Below are 22,988 nucleotides of genomic sequence, written 5' to 3'. Positions count from 1 at the left end.
GATCGATGGATGGCGCACGACGCCCTGATCACCAGCAGGTTGCTGGCGGCGCCGGATCCGCTCGTGGTCGACCTCGGGTACGGCGCCAGCCCGGTCACCACCCTGGAGCTGGCGGCCCGGCTCCGCGCGGTGCGCCCGGATCTGCGCGTGGTCGGCCTCGAGATCGATCCCGAGCGCGTGGTCCCGGGCCGCGACGGCGTCGTGTTCGCCCGGGGCGGCTTCGAATTGGCGGGTCTGCGCCCGAATCTGGTGCGCGCCTTCAACGTCCTGCGCCAGTACCCCGAATCCGCCGTCCCCGGCGCCTGGTCCACCATCGTGGGTGGCCTCGCACCCGGCGGCCTGCTGCTGGACGGCACCTGCGACGAGCTCGGCCGCCGCTGCGCCTGGATCCTGCTGGACCGCGAGGGCCCGCTCTCGCTCACCCTGGCCTGGGACCCCTTCACCGTCGACCAGCCCTCCGACATAGCCGAACGTCTCCCGAAGGCGCTCATCCACCGCAACGTCCCCGGCGAGCCCGTCCACACCCTGCTCACCGCCGCCGACCGCGCCTGGGCGGTGGCCGCTCCCCTGGCGCCCTACGGCCCGCGCGCCCGCTGGCGGCACGCCGCGAATCTCCTACGCGAACAAGGCTTCCCGCTGCGCCCCCAGCGCCGCCGCCTGCGCGACAACCAGCTCACCATCCCCTGGTCCGCGGTCGCCCCGCTCCCCTGACTCCCGATCTACCGACGCCACAACCGCTTCCCCGAGCCGGGCGTGAACGACGCTCGGGACACGCCGTCCGAAGAACCTGCGGTGCGCATCGACGACCGCCGCCATCGCTGTCACGGATCCAGCCGGATCCGGCGACCACCTGCCTGGTCGCGGCCGGATCCGCCGGACCGGTCAGAACGCTCGCGGCGACGGTGAACCCGCGAGGCTCAGGCCGGCCGGATCCGGTCGCGCAGGGTCTGGATCGAACCGGTGAGGGCGGCGGGCGCTACCAACGAGCGGGGCGTGAAGGGCTGGCGCCACAGGCCGCCGTGCGCGGCGCCGACGGTGAAGAGCGACTCGGGATTCGGGGCGGGCGGGGCCGGGGCGAACAGGTCCGCGACGAGTTTGGCGGCCAGCAGGACCCGGGCGGTCGCGGGGTCGAAGACCTCGATCCCGAACTGCGCGGCCGCCCGGTGCGCGGCGCTGCGCCACAGCGGCTGCTGGGCGGTCGCGGTCCAGATGGGCGGGGTGACCGTGTAGGAGACGGTGTGCCCGGACTCCCGGGCCAGGGTGGCGCGCCAGCGCGGAAGGCGCTGGGCCAGCGCGTAATCGGGGCCCGCGAGGTAGGGCAGGTTGTCGAACAGGCCCCAGGGCGCGCCCTCGGCGTCGAAGGTGGGGCGGGTGTAGTTGAGGTGATAGAGCGACCGCGGGGCCAGCCGGTGCAGCAGATCCCGGGCCGACCCGCGAATCCCGCTGTCGGCCAGATGCTCCCGCGCGCCGAGCACCACCGACTCCGGCACGGCGTAGCAGTCGGCGGGCGAACCGTGCAGGGCCAGAACGGCATCGGGATGCCGGCCCAGCACCGCCTCGGCCAGCACGTCCGCGGCCGCGGCGATCCGCAACCCGGCCGCCCCGGCCCGCCCCGCGTACGCGCCGAGCACCGGCCGCGCGTCGGAGTGCGCGCTGATCCACTGCGCCAGCGCCGGAAAGCCGTTGCCGATATCGACGCCCGGCCCCCGGTCGGTGACCGGGTACCGCATGACGCCCGCACTCGCTCGTGCTCGCGCGCGCAGCCGATCCCAGCGCCCGCGCCCGGGCAGCTCCACCGCCAGCACCTGCGCGCCCCAGGACAGCAGCGGCCGCAGCGGGCTCAGCGTGGCCGCCGCCCCGGTGATGGTCATGCGGAAACCCGGCAGCGACAACCACTCCGGATGTTCGGCGACGGCGCGGACGGCATCCGCGAAACCGGGTTCGACGATGCCCCGCCGCTGCCAGTCGGTGAGCTGCCGCAGCAGCTCCTCCTCCGCCAGCGTCTTTCCCTGCCAGGGGATTTCGAGCCGCCGGCGAGGTTCGGCGGCCCCCTCGACGCTCGCGACGCCGAGTTCGGCGCCTGCTGCGGCCGCCGCCAGATCCGCACCCCCCAGCGAGGTCACGGTGTGCCCGGCCGCGAAGCGCAGCATGGTCCGCACCGCGTGCAGCCCGTCGCGCGCGGTGCCGTGCGAGACCCGGGGCGCGCTCACCGCCAGCGCGGTCAGCGCGCGGAAGACCGGGTGGTAGCCGTGCCGCCAGTCCCGCATCGTCTCGACCGACTGCGCCAGGTCCGCGTCATAGCGGCGCACCGCGTCGGCGACGACCGCGGCCGAGAACATCTCCGCCATCCGCTCGGGCGGCCCGGGCGGAAAGGCCAGATCCCAGACACCGGTGCGGAGGATCCCCATACTCGATCACCCTGCCACGAAACCCGGCCGGGCAACACTCGAGAAACGGACATTCACCGCGGCGTCACGCCCCGGTGAGCGCCCGGTGCAACCGCGCCGCGGTGGACGGCGGCAAACCCGCACTGGCGGAGCGGATTTCGGCGGTGTCGCAGCGGTGGATGGCCACCGCGTCGGCGACCACCTCGTCCAGGGCGGACTGCCCGATCCCCGCCTCGGCCAGATCCAGCACCGTGCGCAGCGGCGTGGTCACCAGGAACGTGCCCGCCGATTCCACGTCCTTGCGCGCGAAGGTCCGCCGCAGCACCACCAGCCGGGGCGAGAGCGGGAACCGCCCGACCCGCGCCGACATGTGCACGAAGCGCGGCCGCAATCGGCCCAGTCCGTGCAGTTCGGCGGCACTGTGATGGGAAACCGCGGCCGCGCCGTCGAACCACGCCGACCACATGGCGTACTCGTCCAGCGGCCCGTCGGGCCACGCGGCCAGCCGCAGCAATCCCACCCCGGCCCGGACCACCGAGCCGTCCCGGAGACCGTCGCGGATGCGGGCCTCGCTCCCGGTCTGCAACACCTGCCGGGTCGTGAAATACCCGGCGTGCCGACCGGCCAACTCCTGCAACGCCAGCCACCCGTTTTCCGGATCGGGCTCCGGTGCCGCACTCCCAGCCATGGATTCAGGCTACGCGCTCACCTGTGCGTTAGGTCACAATCCGCCGGGAGTGAGCCGACACCTCACCGGAAGCACAGAGCACGCACAGAAAGCTCGTGAACAATCGGCCACATGTCTTCGAACCCACACTCGGACGACACCGACCGGCCCGCCTCGGAGCACGACGCGGGCGCCGCCGGCGCCGCCGCACCCGCTGAGCAGGCTCAGCCGACCGAAGTAATCCATTCGGGCACAAAGAAACCCGACAATTCGGGCGGCCCGGGCGAACTATCCGACGCGGACGCCGCCACCGTCGTCGCGAAACCCGGCGCGGACGCGGACAAGACCCAGGTCATTCCCGGCCAGGGCACCGCGCAGCCCGCGGAATGGTGGCACGAAACCGAGCGGTTCGGCGCCGACGAGGGCTCCCGAGCACCCGAAACCGAATGCTACGAACAGGCGACCGTCGCCTTCGGCACGCCCTCCGAGCCCGCCGCCGGGAGCACCGAGGTACTGCCGGAGCCCGCCGCCGGACACACCGAAGTACTGCCCGCACCCGAGCCGGGCGATACCGGCGACCATCCCACCCGCGCACTGCATCCCGGCGACGCGGCCTATGCCGCCGCGGCCGGTGCGCCCCCGGTCGCCGCCGGGTCGCGGATACCGCCCGGCACGCCCCCGCCGACCGCGAATACCACCGGCGGGCAGGGCGGTTCGCCCGGCGGGAAACGCAAGCGCCGGACCGCGTTGATCGTCGCCGTCGTCGTGGCGATGGTGCTCGTCGGCGGTCTGGCCTTCGGTGAGGCGTACGCCCGCCGCAGCGTGGAGAACTGCATCGCTTCGCAATTCGAGCAGCAGATGGGCTCCAAGATCGACGTCTCGTTCGGCGCCAAGCCCATGCTCATCACCATGCTCGACAAGAAGGTCGGCTCGGTCACCGTGGACAGCGACGACACCAAATTCGGCCCGGCGGTGGGCATGAAGGTGCACGCGGTCTTCAACGACCTCGAGATGCAGGACGACGGCAAGAGCGGCAGCGTCGGCAGCTCCGAGGCCGAGGTCAGCTGGAGCAACGAGGGCATCGCGAAAACGATGGGCGGCTTGATATCCAGCTCCACCTCCGATCCCAAATCCGGCACCCTGACCTTCGCGGTGCTGGGCGGGCTGGCCGAACTGCAGATCAAGCCCCAGGTGGTCGGTGACAAGATCGAGGTCGAGACCATGTCGGCCGCCCTGCTCGGCATCGGCCTGCCCACCGATCTGGTCTCGGGCATCGTGGAACTGATGACCGAGAGCCTGCAGAGCTACCCGATGGGCCTGCAGCCCACCAAGATCGAGGTCACCTCGGACGGCCTGCACGTGTCCCTGCGCGGCGGGCCGACCAAGCTCGAACCGGTCGAGGGACAGCAGCAGACCGCCGAACTGCGCTGCTGATCACGAACTCCCGTGCCCGCGCCGGAATCCCGGCGCGGGCACGGGAGCAGCAAGCGAATTCGCCGCTCCGGCACCGCACGTCGCCCGATCAGGCCGGAAAGCCCGCCAGCACTTCACGAGAACGCGACAGCCCCAGCCTGGTCGCCCCGGCCGCGATCAACTCCGCCGCCGCGGCCGACGTGCGAATTCCGCCGCTGGCCTTCACACCCAGCCGCCCGCCCACCGTCTCGGCCATCAGCCGCACCGCGTGCACGCTCGCCCCGCCCGCCGGATGGAATCCGGTCGAGGTCTTCACGAAATCCGCGCCCGCCTTTTCCGCCACCCGGCACACCTCGACGATCGCCGCGTCGCTCAACGCCGCGGACTCGATGATCACCTTCAGCAGCGCGCGCTGACCGACGGCCTCGCGCACGGTGATGATGTCCCCCAGCACCGCGTTGTAGTCGCCGGCGACGGCCGCGCCGACGTCGATGACCATGTCCACCTCCGCCGCGCCCTGGTCCACGGACAGGCGCGCCTCGGCGCCCTTGATCAGCGAATGATGTTTGCCGGACGGAAAACCCGCGACCGTGGCCACCGCCAGTCCCGGCGCCCGCACCGGCAGCATCGCCGGTGAGACACAGATGGCGAAGACGCCCAGCTCACGGGCCTCTTCGATGAGCGCCTCGACATCCGGAACGGTCGCTTCCGGTGCGAGCAGCGTGTGATCGATCATCGCCGCCACGTCACGGCGGGAAAGCTCAGCCATGAGCGTTGAGTTTGGCATATCGATAGCGAATTTCGTTGCGTCCCGGCGATGCCGTCACGCACACTCGTAGGGTGTTGATCCGTCGTGAACGTCCCGGCGACGCCGCCGCGATCGACGCGGTACACCGCAGCGCATTCGCGAGTCAGTACGCGAACGCCCCCGGCAGCGGCCTCGCCACCACCCGCACCGACCCACCCGAGGTGGGGCTGGTGCGCCACCTGCGCGACCATTCGGCCTGGATCCCGACCCTGTCGATGGTCGCCGAGATCCACCAGGGCGTCGTGGGGCACGTCTGCCTCACCCGGGCGGGCATCGGCCCGTTCCCGGTCCTCGCGCTGGGCCCGATCGGCGTCCTGTCCGAGGCGCAGGCGCACGGGGCCGGCTCGGCCCTCATGCACGCCGCCCTGGGCGCCGCCGAGGCCCTGGACGAGACGCTGGTCGGGCTGCTCGGCAGCCTGGACTGGTACCCGCGGTTCGGCTTCGTCCCCGGCGCCCGGCTCGGCATCGCCCCGGATCAGCCCGACTGGGCCGCCCACTTCCAGGTCCGGCCGCTCGCCGCCTACGACGGCGAGATCATCGGCGACTTCCGCTACCCGGACCCGTTCTACGAACTCTGACCCGCCGCGCACCCGGATCCGGCCGATCCGCCGGTCGCACCGGCCACCCGCGCCCGCCGCCACGGCCGGACGCCGACGGCCCGGGGCGGCCGCATAGGGTGACCAGCATGAGTTCCACCCCCGGCAATCCGGACGACCGTCGCTTCGTGCTGACCCTGGGCTGCCCCGACCGTCCCGGCATCATCGCCCGCATCACCTCGTTCATCGCCGACTTCGGCGGGTCGATCGTCGAGGCCGGATACCACTCCGACCTGGACACCGGCTGGTTCTTCACCCGCCAGGCCATCAAGGCGGCGACCGTCCCGTTCGAGCTGGACGAGCTGCGCGACCGGTTCGCCGCGATCGCCGCCGAACTGGGCCCGGAGACCGACTGGCAGCTGCACGACACCGGGGAACGCCGCCGCGCGGTACTGCTGGTCAGCAAGGACGGGCACTGCCTGCACGACCTGCTCGGCCGCGCGGGCAGCGGCGAGCTGCCCGCCACGATCGAGGCCGTCATCGGCAACCACCCCGACCTCGCGGGCATGACCGAGGCGCACGGCGTGAAGTTCCACCACGTGCCCTTCCCGAAGGATCCCGCCGAGCGCGGCCCCGCCTTCGAACAGGTCCGGGAACTGGTCGACGCGCACGACCCGCACGCGGTGGTGCTGGCCCGCTTCATGCAGGTGCTGCCCCCGGAGCTGTGCGAGCACTGGGCGGGCCGCGCGCTCAACATCCACCACAGCTTCCTGCCGTCCTTCGTCGGTGCCCGCCCCTACCACCAGGCGTTCGCCCGCGGCGTGAAGCTGATCGGCGCGACCTGCCACTACGTGACCGCCGAACTGGACGCGGGCCCGATCCTGGAACAGGACGTGACCCGCATCGACCACGCGGACACCATCCACGACATGGTCCGCCAGGGCCGCGACATCGAACGCGTGGTCCTGGCCCGCGGCCTCCGCTGGCACCTCGAGGGCCGCGTCCTGGTCCACGGCCGCCGCACGGTGGTCTTCAACTAGCAGGTTCCGGTCGCCCTGCCCCGCGAGTTCGCGCGGCAGGGCGGGTCTCGTCACTTGCGCTCGCATCAACCGAGACAACGTGCCGGCGAACCGCCGACCACGATCCCCTGCTGGCCGAGGCTTCCACGAAACCCGGTGAGCCCGGCAGTCATTCCCGAAGCATCGGATGCGAACGCGCCGCGACGACGGACCGGCTCCTCACCCTGATCGGCACACGGACTCCCATCGAAGATGGTCACTCCCCCAGGGATGGGCGAACCTGCCCACCGCGATCAGGCCGATGGCCGACGCAACCACGAAACCACCAGACCCGGGCGATGTTTCGTGGCCGGAGACGACGCACCCCTGCCACACGCCGTTGTGTGACAGGGGCTTACTCGTCGCCAGAGGCGACAACTGATCTCGGCCGGGGCACCGGATAGCCCGGCCGACAGTCGATCCCGAATCAGGCGCTCGATCCCTGAGCCGGAAGGCGATCAGGAGTCAGGCGGCAGCCGCACTCTCGGCCAGGGCATCTCGTTGCCCGAGTCGGCACCGGATCTCGTTCCGGTCGGGGTAACTCCCCGGGTACGGGCGAACTTTCCCACCACGATCCCGCCGGCGGCCGACGCGACCGTGAACCCACCTGAGTCAGGCTGTAATTCGCGGAGAGGCGGAAGAGCCCATCCGGATCAGGCGGTGCAGCTCGTTGTTGAACGCCGACTGGGCCTCGATGTTCACCAGGTGCCCGGTGGGCAGGATGACGTAGCGGTCGAGATAGCCGACGTCGGCGAGGGTGTCGGCGATCTCGCGCGAGTGCACCTCGGGCAGCAGGCGGTCGTGCGACCCCGCGATGACCGTCGTGGGCACCGTCAGGTTCGCGGCCGCGCCGTGCAGGTCGAGATCGAGCAGCCCGCGGGCGACGGCGGCGCGCACCGACGGCCGGCACGAACGCACCACGGACAGACCGAAACTCGCCTCGTCGTCGGTGGCGGCGGCGGTCATCAACCGGCTCTTGGCGACCACGTTCATGGCCCGCCCGCCCGGCAGCGGCACCGGGGTACCGAAGAGCACCAGGGTCAGCCAGTCCGGCGCGGGGACAAGGGTGTTGAAGACCGGGAGCACGGTGGCCCGGGTGCTGATCCGGCGCGCGGCGGTGGTGGCCAGCAGCACCGCGGAGGCGCGCTGGGCGACCTGCTCGGGATACCGCTGGGCCCAGGCCTGAATGGTCATGCCGCCCATGCTGTGTCCGACCAGCGTGGCGCGCTGTCCGGGCCGCAGGACGGCCGCGAGGATCTCGGCGAAGTCGTCGGCGAGCTGGTCGGGCCCGAAAGCGATGCTCCCGCTGTCGCTTTCCCCGTGTCCGCGCTGATCGAAGGCGATCACCCGGTACTCGCCGGCGAAGGCGTTGATCTGCGGGTTCCAGTAGTCGAGGGCGCAGGACCAGCCGTGCGCCAGCACGATGGTCTCACCGTCGGCGGGCCCGTAGGCGTGTACGCGCAGGGTGGCGCCGTCCCGGGTGGTGACCGGAATGACTTCGGCGGGCCGCGGCGTGTTGAAGGACTCGGTCGCGTAGGTCCGGTTCCGCAGTGCGGTGCGGAAGGGTGCGGTCAGGAAATCCGCGCCCGTCTCAGGCAGTTTCACCAGCATGAGCACTCCTTTGTGTTCCCGGCCACAGTACCGCGCTAGCTATGGTGCTTGCTAGAGCAAGCGGCGAACTTTTTCGAATTCACCGTTCGCGACCCTTGTCACCGAATACCCGTTCCACCGCAACGGCATTCACCGCGCGCGCGACGATCACAGGCCGGCGCTGTTATCTACGACACATACTGCTGCGGTTCACGCCCGCAGATAAGGGACCCCGGGGGTGGAAATCCCCACCCCGAAAACCCCGGCGCCGCTCAGGCTCCGACGACCCGAGCGGGAATCCCGAACGCGGCCTTGGCAACCCGGGCGAGTTCGCCGTTGAACTCGCGGTAGGCCTCCACGTTGCCCAGATGACCGGTCGGCAGGATGCGGTACCCGTCGAGAGTGCCCGCCTCGGTGAGCATTTCGGCGATCTGATCGGCGTGCACGACCGGGGTCATATCGTCGGCCGAGCCGGCGACGATGCTCGTCGGCACGGTCAGATTCACCGCGCCGCGGCCAACGTCCATGTGCGAGAGCAACTCGCCGAAGCGCCCGCGCACCTTGGCCGGGCAGGACCGCACAATGTTCTGCGCGAACTCGGCGATGTCGCCCACCGAGTTCAGGCTCATGATCTGACGGCGGAACAACCAGCTCACCGGCGCGATCGGCGGGAAGAGCATGGGCAGGCTCAGCCCGAGCAGGCCGACGGCGAACGGCAGCTTCAGAATTCCGCCGCGGTTGCAGAACGGGACCACGGTGGTGTGGTTGATGAGCTCACTCGCGGCGGTATTGCACAGCAGCACCGCTCGTGCCCGCTGCTGAACATGGTCGGGATACCGCCCGGCCCAGCCCTGAATGGTCATGCCGCCCAGGCTGTGTCCCACCAGCACCGCGCGCTGGCCCGGCCGCAGGGTGGCATCGAGCACCGCGTCCAGGTCGTCGGCCAGCTGATCGACGGTGAGCGGGGCGGTGCCCTCTTCGCTCTCCCCGTGCCCGCGCACGTCGTAGGCGATGACACGGTAGTCGCCGGCGAAGGCGTTGATCTGTGGGTTCCAGTATTCGAGCGCGCAGGTCCAGCCGTGCACCAGCACGATGGCCTCGGCATCGGCCGGTCCGTAGGCGTGCACCCGCAGGTGCGCGCCGTCGGTCGTGGTCACCGGAACGACCTCGTAGGGTCCGGCGGGCGGATTCAGATCCGCGTTGGCATAGGTGCGAGTGCGCAGGTCGGCGCGGTGCTGACGCAGCAGCTCGCTGATTCTGACGCCCAGGTCGGCCCGGGAGGGCAGCATTGCCCGCATAGGACACTCCTTTGTGTTACTGACAATTACAGTAACTCCGCGAGAGCGTGCTAGCTAGTGCAAGCACCCAAAAATTTCGCGATCGGCCGACTACCTGGGACTTATCCCTCCGATCGCTTCGAACCGGGCCGCGACCCGGCGATCACCAGCGCGGACCCCGCTGGATTTCGTCGACCTTGGGCCGCACGTCGGCCAGATACACGCCGGTGGCCACGATCGCCGCGATACCGAGCAGCCCGACCACGGTCCCCCCGAGCAGCAGCCCACCCAGCGACGCCGCCAGAATCGCCAGCCACGCCGGCTTGGTCAGCTTGTCCACGGCCGTGAACGCGTCCGAGCGCTGCCGGATGGCGTGCACCAGCGCGAAGACCGTCATACCGAAGGCGAGGTACCACAGCACCTGCAGAATCAACTGCGGAATATTGCCCATCACCCCGCCCATCATACGAGCGTGACATCACCGGCCGCGGGTTCCGGCCGCCGACACTCGACGCGACGGCCCAACGCAGGTCACCGGGCGAAACGCGAACCACACACCGGACCCGGAAACGACCGCGGCCCCCGCACAGTGACTGTGCGAGGGCCGCGGTCCGATCGAACCCGGAACCGCTTACTTCTTGGCGGCGGGCGCGGCCTTCTTGGCCGGAGCCTTCTTCGCGGGGGCCTTCTTGGCCGGAGCCGGAGCCGGGGTCTCGACGACCGGGGCGGGCTCGGTCACGGTCTCGACCTGGACGACCTCGGCCTCGACGGCCTCCTCGGCCACCGGCGCGGTCTTGGCGCCCAGCAGCGGCGACACCTGGTCGGACACCTTGCCGACCACGCCCTGCGCCTGCGCGACGATGTCGGAGTACAGGGTCTCGACCTGCGCGAAGCGCTCCTCGAAGGTCGGGTTGGTGCGCAGCTTCTCGACGGTCTCCTCGCCGCGGGCGGCGAAGTCGGCGTAGAGGTCCAGCAGCTGGTGGTAGTACTGGTCGACGAGCTTGCGCAGCTCCTCGGCGGTGGCCTTCTCGCGCAGCTCGGCGAGGTCCTCGGGCAGCTCGGACGGCAGCGCGGAGATGCGCTGACGCAGGACGTCGACCTGGCCCTTGGCGTCGGCGGGCAGGTTCGCGAAGCGCTCGCGCGCCTCTTCCACCCGGCCGGACACGTCGGCGGAGGCCGCCTTGCCGCGGAGCTTCTCGATGGTGTCGAGCACGGACGCGTAGATCGCGTCGCCGGCGCCGACGGTGGCGTAGATGGGCTTGGTCACGGTCGCGGTGCGCGTGCTGGTCTCAGTCATGTGTCTCGTTCTCCTGGCGTGACGGAACTTCGGTTGTGCGGTTCGGAACCTCGTTGTCCCTGAGGGCGTTTCGGCCCTCGTTTCCCCCGGGAGCGCCCCCCAATTGGTTCGTCGCGTCCCCTCTGTCCTCGCTCGCCGCGTTTTCCCGGCGGAACGATTCGTAGATGTCCAACAGCACCTGCTTCTGCCGTTCGGAGATTTCCGTGTCGGCGAGCAGGGCATCGCGGACGGGACCGTGCGGCCTCTGCTCGAGGTACCCGGCCCGCATGTACAAGACCTCCGAGGACACCCGCAGACCCTTCGCGATCTGCGCGAGCACCTCGGCGGACGGGTTGCGCAGTCCGCGCTCGATCTGGCTGAGATACGGGTTGCTCACCCCCGCCAGCAGTGCGAGCTGACGCAGCGAGACCTGCGCGGCCTCACGCTGTGCTCGGATGAAGCCCCCGATGTCGTGAGCCGCGTTGGCTACGCGACCCGTCCGATCGTCGGCGGCGGACGTCTCCGCGGTGTCGCCCTCGATCGGTTCGGAAACCTCGGGATCGTTCGTCATCACGCACCTTCTGGTGGTTGTACGGCCAATTCTAAAACCAGGTGCTAGCTCTTGCAAGCGCTCTGCTAGCAGTGTTTCGGCTAACGCCCGGCGCCGAGCGGGTCAGCCATTGAACAGCAAATGTGAAACGGAATAGATTACGAGTCCGGCGAGCGAGCCGACGACCGTGCCGTTGATGCGGATGAATTGCAGATCCTTGCCCGCCGCCAATTCGATCTTGCGGCTGGCTTCCTCCGCGTCCCAGCGTGCCACGGTATCGCTCACCAGCGTGGCAACCTCGTCGCCGTAGTTGGAAATGAGATAGCGCACACCGCGTTCGAGCCAGTTGTCGACCTTGGCGCGCATCTCCGGATCGGCCGAGAGCCGCTCGCCGAGCTGCTGCACGTTCTCCGACACCTTGCGCCGCAGGGTCGAGTTCGGATCGTCCACGGACTCCAGAATCATCCGCTTGGCGGCCCGCCACGTGGCGTGCGCCATACCGGTGATCTCCTGCCGGCCCATGAGCTCGGTCTTGATCTTCTCCGCCTTGGCGATCATGGCGTCGTCGAATTGCAGATCGTGCGCGAACTCCTCCAGGAAGCGGTTGGCCGCCAGGCGCACCTCGTGATCGGGCTGCGTCCGTACCTTCCAGGTGAACTCCACCAGCTCGCGATAGATCTTCTCGGCGAGCATGGAATTGACGAACTTGGGGGCCCAGCCGGGCGCGTCCCGGTTGATGATCTTGTCGATGGTGTCCTGGGAATCCAGCGCCCACTGATGCGCGCGCTCGGCCAGCAGATCCAGCAGCGGACCCTGGCGATTGTCGGCGATGAGCTCGTTGAGCACCTTGCCGATGGGCGGCCCCCACTGCGGCTCGGCGATCCGCTTGACGATGGTCTGGTCGATGATCTGCTCGACGTCCTCGTCGCGCAGCACCCCGACCACCGCGCGCAGAATGGTCGCGCTCTCCTCGGCCACCCGGGCCGCGTGCTCGGGGTCGGCCATCCAGCGGCCGAGCCGGAACGAGACCTGCGCCGAATTCACCTTCGCCGCGACCACGTCGGGCGAGAGGAAATTGGTGCGCACGAAATCACCGAGCCCCGCGCCCAATTGGTCCTTCTTCTTGCGAATGATGGCCGTGTGCGGGATCGGCAGGCCGAGCGGATGCCGGAAGAGCGCGGTCACCGCGAACCAGTCCGCGAGCGCGCCGACCATGCCCGCCTCGGACGCGGCCTTCACGTAGCCGATCCACTCGCCGCCCTGACCGCGCGACTGAAACCAGGCGCAGAACACGAAGATCAGGGTCGCGGCCCCGAGGAAGCCGGTGGCGATGGCCTTCATCCGCCACAGTTCCTTCTTCTTGCCCTCCTCGTCCAGGAGGTCGGCGAACGCGCCGCCCGGCGGGGCGGCCGCCTTGCTCGCGCGGCCGCTCGATTCGAGTACCCCGGTGCTGCCGGCAGGTTGCTCCATGAGTCCATTCTGCTGCTTCCCGGAAGTTGGTCCGGGCCACCGGGCCGGTCCCGAACATCGGCGATCCGCCGCATGGGAGGCTTAAGCTGAATAGGCCCAGCACACACCGCGAACCAGGGAGTCACGCTGTCCACCCAAAGAGCAGTCGACGCCGGTACCCGAACCGACGCCGCCTCCCCTCGGCCGGGGCGCGAGGACGGCCGCAAAAGGCGCTGGCAGCAACACAAGATCGACCGCCGGGAAGAACTCGTCGACGGCACGCTCGCGGCCATCCGCAAACGCGGCGGCGACGCGGGCATGGACGAGATCGCCGCCGAGATAGGCGTCTCCAAGACCGTCCTGTACCGGTACTTCTCCGACAAACAGGATCTGACCCGCGCCACCATGGAACGGTTCATCGAGACCACGCTCATGCCGCGCATCTACGGCGCGATCAGCGACGACCTCGACGAGTACCAGCTGGTGCGCAACACCCTCGCCGCCTACGTGCACACGGTCGACGAGGACACCGACGTCTACCGCTTCATCATGGGCAACGGGTCCTCCACCGACACCTCGACCCTGGCCGACTTCGAGAAGCTGTTCGCGCAGGTCGTCTCCGCGGTCATCATCGACAAGGCGTTCGACCGCGGCGTCCAGACCGAAGGCGCCATGCTGTGGGCCTACGTCCTGGTCGGCGGCGTGCAGCTGGCCACCGACTGGTGGATCACCAACCGCACGATGTCGAGCGAGGAGATGCTGGACTACCTGACCATGATGGCGTGGAGCGCCGTCGAGGGCATGGTGCGGTCGGGCGGCGATCGGCAGTGGTTCAACTCCCGCCAGCACGTCTTGCCAGATCCGGAGAACAAGAGTGAGATCGAGGGCGCCGAGAACTGAGGTCGTCGCGATGGAACCAGCGACAGAAGGCCCAGGTAACGGCTGATCTCGTAAGGTGGGGGTAACTCCCGGGGTACCCCCGAAATCGGTGCGGCGCCAGACCGCAGGCACGCGTTCCGACCGTGTACGGCACCCGAACCGGGCGCTAAAGTCGCGGAGAGGCGGGCCGGTCGCCAATGGGGGCGCCGGGGCAATGGAGGGTCACTGATGGCGAAAGAGCTGCCCACATCCAGGCTTGCGCGGGGGACGAAGCTGGGTATGGCCGTCGCCGGTAATGCCATACGCAACCAGCGGACCCGCAGGTCGATGCGCGGGCGCTCGGAGGCCGTGCGCGAGCGCATGGCCGAGGAGTCCATGATCCGGGCCACCGAGCAGATGGTCATGGTGCTGGGCACCATGAAGGGCGTGGCCATGAAGCTCGGGCAGATGCTGTCCGTGCTCGATCTGGATCTGGTGCCGCCGGAGCATCGCGAACGTTTCCAGCGCCGGCTGGCGGTGCTGCGCGACAGCGCGCCCACGGTGTCCTTCGAGGTGATGCGCGCGGTCATCGAGGAGGATTTCGGCAAAACCCTGGAGGAGGCGTTCGCCGAGTTCGAGCCCGAGCCGATCGCCGCCGCCTCGATCGGCCAGGTGTACCGGGCGAAGCTGCACGACGGCCGCACGGTCGCGGTGAAGGTGCAGTACCCGGGGATCGACGCCGCGGTGCGCGCGGACCTGAAGAACCTGGCCATGTTCCGGCGCATCCTGCAGTCGGCGATGCCGTGGGTGACCCCGGCCGTGCTGGATGAGCTGCGCCTGAATCTGGAGAGCGAACTCGACTACGTGGCCGAGGCGACGACCCAGCAGCAGATCGCCGCCCTGTACGCCGGGCACCCGTTCATCGTGGTGCCGGACACCATGCCGGAGCTGTCCACGCAGCGGGTGCTGGTGAGCGAGTACTTCGCCGGGCGCGGGTTCGAGGAGATCCGGGCGCTGCCGGACGCCGAGCGCGATCGGATCGGCGAGATCATCTACCGCTTCTACGTCGGATCGCTGTTCACCTTCAACGAGTTCTGCGGTGACCCGCATCCGGGCAATCTGCTGCTCGGCGCGGACGGCCGGGTCGCGTTCCTGGATTTCGGGCTCTACAACCGGATGGATCCCGAACACGTGGAGTTCGAGGCCACCTGTATTCGCGCCGCGGCCGAGGATCGCGCGGAAGACCTGCGCGAGTTGATGATTCAGCGGGGCGTCATCGATTCCCCGGAGGAGATCACCGCGGAGGAATGCCTGGAGTACGTGCTGGCGGCGTGCGAGTGGGGCCTGGTGGACGAGGACATCACCATCACCCCCGAGCTGGCGTCGGGCGCGTTCGTGCTCGCGGTGGATCCGCGGGCCAGCGAGTTCTCCGGGATGAAGCAGCAGAATCTGCCGCCGGAGCACCTGTTCTCGCGCCGCGCGGACTTCCTGACCTTCGGCATGCTGGGCCAGCTGGGCGCCACGGGCAATTGGCATCGTGTGTCCTGCGAGTGGATCTACGGCGAGGAGCCGGTGACCGAACTCGGTAAGGCACACCGGCAATGGCTCGCGAACCGCCCCGCGCCCGAACCCACCACCGCACCCAAGAAGAAGACCACCCGCAAACGCGCCGCCAAGGCGTGAACCCTCCAGGACGGCAGACATCATGGCAGACAGAGAATTCGACCTGGTCCTGTTCGGCGCGACCGGTTTCGTCGGCAAGCTGACCGCGGAGTACCTGATCGGCGCCGCGCCCGCCGGGGCGCGCATCGCGCTGGCCGGGCGCTCGACCGCCAAGCTCGAGGCGGTGCGGGCCGAGCTCGGGCCGCTGGCGGCGAATTGGCCGCTGGTGCAGGCGGATTCGACCGATCAGGCCAGCCTGGACGCGCTCGCGGCGCGGACGAAGGTCGTGGTGACCACGGTCGGCCCGTACCTGCGCTACGGGCTGCCGCTGGTGCGGGCGTGCGCGGAGAACGGTACGCACTACGCCGATCTCACCGGTGAGCCGCTATTCATCCGCGAGTGCATCGACGCCTACGGCGAGCGGGCCGCCGAGACCGGCGCCAAGATCGTGAATTCCTGTGGCTACGACTCGATTCCGTCGGATCTGAGCGTGTACCAGCTGTACAAGCGCAGCGTCGCGGACACCACCGGCGAGCTCACCGACGTCACCCTGGTCGCCTGGCTCAAGGGCGGAATGAGCGGCGGCACCGTGGATTCGGGCCGCGCCATGATGGAGGCCATCGCCGCGGATCCGAAGAAGGGCGCGATCATGTCGCACCCGTATTCGCTGAGCCCGGACAAGGCGATGGAGCCCGATGTGGGCCGCCAGAGCGATCAGGCGCTCGAGCGCGCGGCCAATATCGATCCGAGCCTGAGCGGCTGGGTGGCCACCTTCATCATGGGCGCGCACAACACCAAGGTGGTGCGGCGCAGCAACGGCCTGCTGGGCTGGCCGTACGGCAAGAACTTCCGGTACCGCGAGGTCATGAGCGCGGGCTCGTCCGCGACCGCCCCGCTGGTGGCGGCCGGTATGGCGGGCGGCATCGTGGCCACGATGGCGGCGGGCGCGCTGCTGTCGCGGGTCGCGGTGGGCCGCAAGGTGATCGACCGCCTGGTGCCCAAGCCCGGCACCGGTCCGAGCGAGCAGGCCCGTCGCAACGGGTGGTTCACCATGCGCACCTTCGCCAACACCACCTCCGGCGCGAAGTACGTGTGCACCTTCGCGGGCAAGGGTGATCCCGGCTATCAGGCCACCGCGGTCATGCTGGGCCAGTCCGGTTTGGCACTGGCCTTCGACACGCTGCCGGAGATCGCGGGCATCCTCACCCCCGCCTCGGCGATGGGCGACGCCCTGACCGATCGCCTGCGCAAGGCCGACATCACGATCGACGTCCAGCCCGCCTGACACACGATCGCATGCGGCCGGGGGCGGATGTCCGCGCCCGGCCGATTCGTGTCGCGGCGGCTCAGTTGCCGTCGCGCAGGGAGATCAGGCCGCCGAGGGTGCCGAGATAGGCCGCGCCGTCGGGGCCGATCGCCAGCCCGGCGTAGTTGTTGTTGTAGAGCGGCCCCGAGCCGGAGTGCCGCTGCCACACCAGGTTTCCGGTGTGGAAGTCCAGGGTGGTCCAGTACCACGGGTCGGTGGGTTCGGAGCCCTTGGTGTAGGTGTAGATCAGGCCGTTGGCCAGGGACAGTTTCGGCACCACGCTGGGGGCGGCGACGGTGGTGTTGGTCCACACCTTCGCGCAGCCCGACCCGTCGGGGGCGATGTCGATACGGGCGAAGCCGGGCGTAGTGGTGCGCCCGCCGAGGGTGGCCTCCGGCCCGGTGTAGCCGTAGTTGTTCTCCACGATCAGCGAATTGCCCGCGCCGATCAGCGAATTCTCGGTGTTGCCCGCGCCGGTCTCGAACACCGGCACCGAGCACACCTCGCGCCGCGCGGCGTCGCGCGCGGTGCGGTACACCACCACGTTCATGGGGTCGGCGTTGTCGGTGATGGCCACGTATCCGCCGGGCAGGATGGTCGGCGTGGTGCCGGTGCCGTCGTCGATCTGGCCGGGCTTGTGCTGTCCGCTGTTGGCGTAGGTGACCCGCCAGGTGACCTCGGGCGCGCCGCCGGGTCCGGCGTCCAGGCGCAGCATTTCGCGATTGGTGGCGATGTACACGTCGCCGTCGGAGCCGACGGCGAAGGAGTTCTGGATCTGCCCCTCGGCGCCGTCGCCCAGCCGGATCACCTGTATCGCACCGGTTTCCGGGTCGATGGTGCCGACCACGCCGTTGCTCTTGGCGACGAACCACAGCCTGCCCGCGGAGTCCGGCAGCACCGAGTTCAGTTGCTCGCCGGGCCGCAGCACGCCGGTGAGGTCGTAGTCGTGTTCGAGAACGAAGCCGTCGGCGGTGGCGTTCTGGGCCAGCACCAGGACGTGCCCGGTGGCCGCGCCGACGATGGCGCGGTCCCGATCGTCGAGGTAGAAGTAGGCCCCGCCACCGAAGTTGGTGAAGGCGCCCGGGCGCAGCAGGGCCCCGGGTTCGCGCCCGGGCAGGGGGTACCGGCCCAGGACCCGCATGCCGGCGGGATCGATCAGGTAGACACCGGGATTCAGGCCCGGGCAGGTGGCGACGATGCGGCCGGCGCGGTCGAAGGCGAGCGATCCGCATTCGCTGCCGAGCAGGAGCGAGTCCACCCGGGTGTCGTGCCCGAGCGGGCCGGAACGGGTGTAGGTGTCGCTCATCCAGCCGTCGTTGTGGATGCCGGAGTCGCCGGTGGCCGCGAGCCCGGGGTGGCGCGGCACCGGCGGCACCCCGTCGACCGGGCGGGGCGTGGCGGGTGCGCCCAGGAATTCCGGTGCGCCGCCGGGCACGCTGGGAATCGGTGCGGCCGTGCCGATTCCGGGGACGCCGAGCGGTCCGATCAGCGCCGCGCCGCAGGCGAGCGCGATCGCCGCCATGTTCCTGGCTCCGAGCATCGGTCCGTACCTCCGGGGTTGCGCCTGCGGCGCGCCGCACCTCAGGGGTGCGTTCGCGCGAACTGATCGATCGACCGGTATCGGATGATCGCACACCGCGGGGCCGGGCCCTACCGTGCCGTACGTCACAGTAAGCCCCCTTACACGAGGGCTCACACCCACCCTGACCCTCCGGTAAGGTCGCCAACGGGACGGAGGGTCGGACCGCAGAAAGGGGGACGCCCGATATGTCCGCTCAGGACATCGGGTCAGACTCGCTCGGCCTCGCCGCCACCGGGGGCAGGCCACGGTGAAATGGATGCTGACCCCGGACGAATTCGCGCTGGTCTGGACCCGTGAAACCCATCTGGAGCGCCGCCCGTACCCGCTCGACACCCTGCCCGCCCGTGCCGAGAATCCCACCGCCGCACCGCGTTTGCGACACCAGTACCTGCACCGCACCGATCCGGAGCTGACCGCCGCGCTCATGCTCTGCGCGCGCACCGACCACACCACCGTCACCCTGTACGGCGAACGCACCGGCGGCCCCGACCCGCGCCGCATACTCGCCTTCGCCGCGGTCGCACAGCAGCGCGCGGGCATCCTGGTCGCCCTGCCGGACGCGGTGTCGGTGCAGATCTGCCCGGCCGATCAACTGGGCCGGGAGCTGGTGGAGATCATCGGCTCGGCCCCGCCCGGCACCCTGGCCACGATGCGCGAACCGCAGAACGCGGTGCTGCGCCCCGACGGGTCGGCCCCGAGCGACGTGGGCGGCGACGACTTCCGCCGCAAACTCCGGGAGCCGGTGGACGGGCGCGGGTTCATCACCGTCTCGGTGGAACCCGCGAATCCGTTCTCCCCGCCCACCAAACATCGCACCTGGCTCGACTTCTCCGGCGACGGCCGCTATCTGCTGACCACCGCCACCGATCTGACGCTGACCCCCATCTCGGATGAAGAACTCGCCGAGCACCTGGGACGGCTGGCCCGGGTTTGATTCGGCGCGTTGCCGACACGAACCCGCGTCGCGTGTTACGCATGAGGGATGGCGAAGGCGACATCCTGGGCTAAACCGGTCAGCAAGGCGCTGCGCGCGGCCGGTGTGCGAGTCAGCGAGATTCAGACGGCCGCGACACCGGGCTTCAAGGGCGACAAGAAGGCCGGGGAGCAGCTGCTCGCCGAGCGCACCGCGGTGCTGTCCGACCTGCAGGAACGCCTGTACGCCAACGGCAGGCACGGCGAGACGCGCAGCGTGCTGCTGGTGCTGCAGGGCATGGACACCGCGGGCAAGGGCGGCATCGTTCGGCACGTGATCGGCTCGGTCGATCCGCAGGGCGTGCAGCTGGCCGCCTTCGGGGTGCCGACGCCCGAGGAGAAGAAGCATCACTTCCTGTGGCGGATCCGCAAGCAGCTGCCCCGCGGCGGCCGCATCGGCGTCTTCGATCGCTCGCACTACGAGGACGTGCTGGTGGTGCGGGTGCACGATCTGGTGCCGCCGGACGTGTGGGGCAAGCGCTACGACGAGATCAACAAGTTCGAGCGCAAGCTCGTCGACGACGGCACCGTCATCGTCAAGGTCGCCATGTTCGTCTCGCTGGACGAGCAGAAGAAGCGGCTCATGCAGCGGCTCGAACGGCCCGACAAGTACTGGAAGTACAGCGTCAACGACGTCACCGAGCGCGGCTACTGGCCGCAGTACCAGGAGGCGTACCAGGCGATGCTGGATCGCACCGACACCGATTACGCGCCGTGGCACGTACTTCCGTGTGATCACAAGTGGTACGCCCGGCTCGCGGTCACCGAGTTGCTCATCGACGCGCTGCAGGGCCTGAAGCTGGAGTGGCCGCCGGCGACCTTCGACATCGAGGAGCAGAAGCGCCTGCTCGCGAAGGCGTGAGCGCCCGCCCCGAGTGATTTTTCTCCCGCGGAACGGCCCTTTTCCGAGGCCCGCCCGGCTTCACCAGGAATCTCTCAGGTTTGCGGGCGAAGATGGGCCCGCAGAGTCGTGACTATGGAAGGCGTGTGAGGGCACAGGTGAGCAAGAAACCGGCTGATCGTAAGAATCCGCTCGCCGATGCGCAGCGGTCCGAGCGCAATCGCAAGATCATGATCCAGGTCGGCGTCGCCGCGGTGCTGGTCGGCCTGGTCGCCGCCATCGGCATCGGCCTGGCCATGCGCGATTCCAAGGACGGCTCGGATTTCAATCCCGTGGTCACCCACGACGCCGCCGCGGGCGCGGTGCCGCCGAATGTCACCGAGGGCGGCGCGATCCGGATCGGAAACCCCGATGCCAAGGCGAAGATCCAGATCGTGGCCGATCTGCAGTGCCCCGCCTGCAAGGGTTTCGAGCAGGCCAACGGGAGCGTGCTCGACGACGCGCTGGCCGGCGGTGACGCCCGGATCGAGTACAGCATCATCTCGTTCCTGGATCGCGCCTCGCAGGGCAACCAGTACTCCACCCGCGCCGCGAACGCCGCCTACGTGGTCGCCGCCTCCGATACGGCCAAGTTCCAGAAGTGGCTCGAGCTCATGTTCGCCAAGCAGCCCGCGGAGGGCGCGAACGGCATGACCGACGACCAGCTCATCGCCATCGCGACCGAGGCCGGATACACCGATCCCGCTGTGGCGCAGGGCATCAAGGACGGCAAGTACATCTCGTACGTCAAGGACGAGACCAAGGCCGTCTTCGACACCGGCCTGGAATCCACCCCGACCGTGTACGTGAACGGCAAGAAGGTGAATCCGCAGTCGCTGAAGTCGGAGATAGAGGCCGCGGCCAAGTGATGATCACGGCTCCACCCCGGTCCGCCTGGCCGCTGCTGCTGGGCGGGCTGATCGGCTGGGGTGCGTCGGTGACGCTGCTGGTCGAGAAGTTCAAGCTGTTCACCGATTCGACCTACGTCCCCTCCTGCAACATCGATCAGGTGGTGGCCTGCACCGCGGTCATGCAGTCGGAGCAGGCCGCGGCGTTCGGTTTCCCGAATCCGATCATCGGCGTCGTCGGCTTCTCGGTGGTGGTCACCCTGGGCGTGCTGGCGGTGGCCGGCATCGGCTTCCCGCGCTGGATCTGGGGCGGGCTGTGGACCGGGCTGCTGGCCGGCATGGGCTTCATCTGCTGGCTCATCTATTCGGCGGTGTTCGAGATTCGCGCGCTGTGCCCGTGGTGCATGGTCGTGTGGGCGGTGACGCCGATGCTGCTGGTCATCGTGACCGGGCAGATCTGGGGTAAGGCCCGCGGTGTGCTGCAGGTCGTGGTCGAGTGGCGTTGGACCGTGGCTGCCATCTACTACGCGGTGGTGATCCTCATCGTGTACATCCAATTCCAGGACCACTGGCGGGATCTGTTCTCCAGCTAGCCCGATCCTGTTCCAGTCCTGCTCAATTCGGCGGTCCGGCGGTGAGTTTCACGCTCACCGTCCGGGTTCCGCCCCCGGGTGCGACGAGGTCGAGCCGGACGGTGTCCTCGGGTTTGCGCAGGTTCAGCGCGGCCTTGAGGTCCCGGGTACCACCCACCGGCTGCCCGTCGACGGCGGTGATGATCTCCCCCTCGGTGAGTCCGGCCGCGTAGGCGGGCAGACCGTAGACGGCGACGTCGATCTGCGCCCCGGCCGTCCCGCGGGCATCGGAGGTGATGATCCCGAGGGTCGCGGTGGGCCCGATGTGCACGGTGTCCGTCGGTGTGCCGGAACGGATCTGGCGCACGATCGCCATGGCCGCGTCGATCGGGACCGCGTAGCCGTTGGCCTGCCCGAGCGCCTTGCGTACCTCCCCGGAGGCGGCGGTGACCACCCCGACCACCGCGCCGTGCCGGTCCACGAGCGCGCCGCCGGACTGCCCGGCACTGACCTCGGCGGCCACTTCGATCAAGCCGTGCAACGACTTCCGGGACAGATCCGCCGAATTGCGGGCCACGATGGCACTGTCCAGACCGGTGACGGGACCGCCGACCGCGGTGGGCGAGCCGGTGCCGCCCGCGTTGCCGATGGCGAGCAGTTCGTCCCCGACGCGCACCCCGGCCGAACTGCCGACCCGGGCCACGGGAAGCCCGCTCGCACCGGACAATTCGAGGAGCGCGATATCGGACCCGGAGTCGTAGCCGAGCACCACGGCCGGGTACACGGCGCCGTTGCCGATGTCGGCGACGGTCACCGTGTCGGCGCCCTTGATGACGTGGTGGCTGGTGAGCACCTGTCCCTCGGCGGTGAGCACGATGCCGGATCCGGCCGCGCCGAGCCCGTACGGGCGCAGGCCGGCGGTGATGTTCACCAGGGCCGGTTCGACGATGTTCGAGACGTGTTCGGCGTCCAGGGGCGGCAGCGGCGGGCCGAGCAGGGTGGCCGTGACGGAGTCCGCGCGCAGCGGCCAGTGCGTGAATCCGCCGTTGTAGCCGAGGAACGCGGTGAAGCCCAGGATGGCCGCCAGCAGCAGCGCGAGGGCGCGGCCGCCGCCTTCGCCGGGGCCCCGGGCGGGATGGGGGCCCGGCGCGCCGGTTCGAGACATGTCGTCGTACATTCCCGCTCCCGACTGCCTTGGGCACCCGGCCCCGCGGCCGTGGGCTTTTCATGCACCTTCTGGTGTACCAGTTCCGGGGTCGGAGCGCGTTGCAATGATCGTTCCGCGGCGCCGTTCCGG

22 protein-coding genes are annotated in these 22,988 nt (G+C 69.6%); 11 read left to right on the top strand and 11 right to left on the bottom strand.

What is annotated here, in order from left to right; all coding sequences use genetic code 11:
* Window positions 1-9: 9 nt before the first annotated feature.
* Window positions 10-711, top strand: a complete 702-nt coding sequence (locus ACWIGI_RS07415) for a class I SAM-dependent methyltransferase (RefSeq protein ID WP_454201518.1) — start codon at window positions 10-12, stop codon at window positions 709-711.
* Window positions 712-917: 206 nt separating this feature from the next.
* Here the strand turns inward: ACWIGI_RS07415 and ACWIGI_RS07410 are convergent, their stop codons facing one another.
* Both ACWIGI_RS07410 and ACWIGI_RS07405 read right to left on the bottom strand, forming a co-directional pair.
* Window positions 918-2,408, bottom strand: a complete 1,491-nt coding sequence (locus ACWIGI_RS07410) for a hypothetical protein (RefSeq protein WP_454201517.1) — start codon at window positions 2,406-2,408, stop codon at window positions 918-920.
* 64 nt (window positions 2,409-2,472) lie between these two features.
* Window positions 2,473-3,075 carry a type IV toxin-antitoxin system AbiEi family antitoxin domain-containing protein gene (locus tag ACWIGI_RS07405; RefSeq protein WP_454201516.1) on the bottom strand — a complete coding sequence of 201 codons (603 nt, stop codon included), beginning with the start codon at window positions 3,073-3,075 and terminating at the stop codon, window positions 2,473-2,475.
* Between the two features lie 111 nt (window positions 3,076-3,186).
* Between ACWIGI_RS07405 and ACWIGI_RS07400 the strand changes: the two genes are divergently transcribed.
* Complete coding sequence (locus ACWIGI_RS07400; protein WP_454201515.1) at window positions 3,187-4,488, top strand: LmeA family phospholipid-binding protein; 1,302 nt, start codon at window positions 3,187-3,189, stop codon at window positions 4,486-4,488.
* Window positions 4,489-4,576: 88 nt separating this feature from the next.
* On the opposite strand, the gene deoC is transcribed toward ACWIGI_RS07400, so the two are convergent.
* Window positions 4,577-5,236: a deoxyribose-phosphate aldolase gene (gene deoC, locus ACWIGI_RS07395; RefSeq protein ID WP_454201514.1), complete on the bottom strand. Its 660-nt coding sequence runs from the start codon at window positions 5,234-5,236 to the stop codon at window positions 4,577-4,579.
* 71 nt (window positions 5,237-5,307) lie between these two features.
* Between deoC and ACWIGI_RS07390 the strand changes: the two genes are divergently transcribed.
* Window positions 5,308-5,853, top strand: a complete 546-nt coding sequence (locus ACWIGI_RS07390; protein ID WP_454201513.1) for a GNAT family N-acetyltransferase — start codon at window positions 5,308-5,310, stop codon at window positions 5,851-5,853.
* A gap of 107 nt (window positions 5,854-5,960) precedes the next feature.
* Window positions 5,961-6,851, top strand: a complete 891-nt coding sequence (purU, locus tag ACWIGI_RS07385) for a formyltetrahydrofolate deformylase (protein ID WP_454201512.1) — start codon at window positions 5,961-5,963, stop codon at window positions 6,849-6,851.
* A gap of 630 nt (window positions 6,852-7,481) precedes the next feature.
* Here purU and ACWIGI_RS07380 read toward each other — a convergent pair.
* The 6 genes from ACWIGI_RS07380 to ACWIGI_RS07355 form a co-directional block, all read right to left on the bottom strand.
* The gene (locus ACWIGI_RS07380; RefSeq protein WP_454201511.1) at window positions 7,482-8,480 is read right to left on the bottom strand and encodes an alpha/beta fold hydrolase; all 999 of its coding nucleotides are present in this window, start codon (window positions 8,478-8,480) and stop codon (window positions 7,482-7,484) included.
* 251 nt (window positions 8,481-8,731) lie between these two features.
* Window positions 8,732-9,757, bottom strand: a complete 1,026-nt coding sequence (locus ACWIGI_RS07375; RefSeq protein ID WP_454201510.1) for an alpha/beta fold hydrolase — start codon at window positions 9,755-9,757, stop codon at window positions 8,732-8,734.
* A gap of 142 nt (window positions 9,758-9,899) precedes the next feature.
* A complete protein-coding gene (locus ACWIGI_RS07370) occupies window positions 9,900-10,202 on the bottom strand; it encodes a DUF2516 family protein (RefSeq protein ID WP_454201509.1) in 303 nt (100 codons plus the stop codon).
* Between the two features lie 165 nt (window positions 10,203-10,367).
* The gene (locus tag ACWIGI_RS07365; protein ID WP_454201508.1) at window positions 10,368-11,033 is read right to left on the bottom strand and encodes a heparin-binding hemagglutinin; all 666 of its coding nucleotides are present in this window, start codon (window positions 11,031-11,033) and stop codon (window positions 10,368-10,370) included.
* Window positions 11,026-11,583 carry a helix-turn-helix domain-containing protein gene (locus ACWIGI_RS07360; RefSeq protein ID WP_454201507.1) on the bottom strand — a complete coding sequence of 186 codons (558 nt, stop codon included), beginning with the start codon at window positions 11,581-11,583 and terminating at the stop codon, window positions 11,026-11,028. The genes ACWIGI_RS07365 and ACWIGI_RS07360 overlap by 8 nt, the downstream gene beginning before the upstream one ends.
* A gap of 102 nt (window positions 11,584-11,685) precedes the next feature.
* Window positions 11,686-13,032 (bottom strand): DUF445 domain-containing protein, encoded by a 1,347-nt coding sequence (locus ACWIGI_RS07355; RefSeq protein WP_454201506.1) that lies wholly within the window; start codon window positions 13,030-13,032, stop codon window positions 11,686-11,688.
* Window positions 13,033-13,158: 126 nt separating this feature from the next.
* Here ACWIGI_RS07355 and ACWIGI_RS07350 point away from each other — a divergent pair, with 126 nt between their 5' ends.
* The 3 genes from ACWIGI_RS07350 to ACWIGI_RS07340 all read left to right on the top strand — a co-directional run bounded on the left by ACWIGI_RS07350 (window position 13,159) and on the right by ACWIGI_RS07340 (window position 16,816).
* Window positions 13,159-13,911, top strand: coding sequence for a TetR/AcrR family transcriptional regulator (locus tag ACWIGI_RS07350; protein WP_454201826.1), 753 nt, complete (start codon window positions 13,159-13,161; stop codon window positions 13,909-13,911).
* A gap of 207 nt (window positions 13,912-14,118) precedes the next feature.
* Window positions 14,119-15,552, top strand: a complete 1,434-nt coding sequence (locus ACWIGI_RS07345) for an ABC1 kinase family protein (protein WP_454201505.1) — start codon at window positions 14,119-14,121, stop codon at window positions 15,550-15,552.
* A 22-nt stretch (window positions 15,553-15,574) separates the two neighbouring features.
* Window positions 15,575-16,816: a saccharopine dehydrogenase family protein gene (locus ACWIGI_RS07340; protein WP_454201504.1), complete on the top strand. Its 1,242-nt coding sequence runs from the start codon at window positions 15,575-15,577 to the stop codon at window positions 16,814-16,816.
* Between the two features lie 61 nt (window positions 16,817-16,877).
* Here ACWIGI_RS07340 and ACWIGI_RS07335 read toward each other — a convergent pair whose 3' ends face one another.
* Window positions 16,878-18,377 (bottom strand): hypothetical protein, encoded by a 1,500-nt coding sequence (locus ACWIGI_RS07335; protein ID WP_454201503.1) that lies wholly within the window; start codon window positions 18,375-18,377, stop codon window positions 16,878-16,880.
* Window positions 18,378-18,675: 298 nt separating this feature from the next.
* Between ACWIGI_RS07335 and ACWIGI_RS07330 the strand changes: the two genes are divergently transcribed.
* The 4 genes from ACWIGI_RS07330 (at window position 18,676) to ACWIGI_RS07315 (ending at window position 21,712) form a co-directional block, all read left to right on the top strand.
* Window positions 18,676-19,353 (top strand): ESX secretion-associated protein EspG, encoded by a 678-nt coding sequence (locus tag ACWIGI_RS07330; RefSeq protein WP_454201502.1) that lies wholly within the window; start codon window positions 18,676-18,678, stop codon window positions 19,351-19,353.
* Between the two features lie 48 nt (window positions 19,354-19,401).
* Window positions 19,402-20,253 (top strand): polyphosphate kinase 2 family protein, encoded by an 852-nt coding sequence (locus ACWIGI_RS07325; RefSeq protein WP_454201501.1) that lies wholly within the window; start codon window positions 19,402-19,404, stop codon window positions 20,251-20,253.
* Window positions 20,254-20,390: 137 nt separating this feature from the next.
* Entirely contained in the window at window positions 20,391-21,140 is a 750-nt protein-coding gene (locus ACWIGI_RS07320; protein WP_454201500.1) for a DsbA family protein, read from the top strand.
* Window positions 21,140-21,712, top strand: coding sequence for a vitamin K epoxide reductase family protein (locus ACWIGI_RS07315; RefSeq protein WP_454201499.1), 573 nt, complete (start codon window positions 21,140-21,142; stop codon window positions 21,710-21,712). Before ACWIGI_RS07320 ends, ACWIGI_RS07315 begins: the two co-directional genes overlap by 1 nt.
* Before the next feature lie 22 nt (window positions 21,713-21,734).
* Here ACWIGI_RS07315 and ACWIGI_RS07310 read toward each other — a convergent pair whose 3' ends face one another.
* Window positions 21,735-22,856: a S1C family serine protease gene (locus tag ACWIGI_RS07310; RefSeq protein WP_454201498.1), complete on the bottom strand. Its 1,122-nt coding sequence runs from the start codon at window positions 22,854-22,856 to the stop codon at window positions 21,735-21,737.
* Window positions 22,857-22,988 lie beyond the last annotated feature (132 nt).

This window comes from Nocardia sp. NPDC055321 (assembly GCF_053645575.1).
Note: the sequence above shows the minus strand (reverse complement) of the source record. Positions and strands in the feature narration are given on the sequence as shown.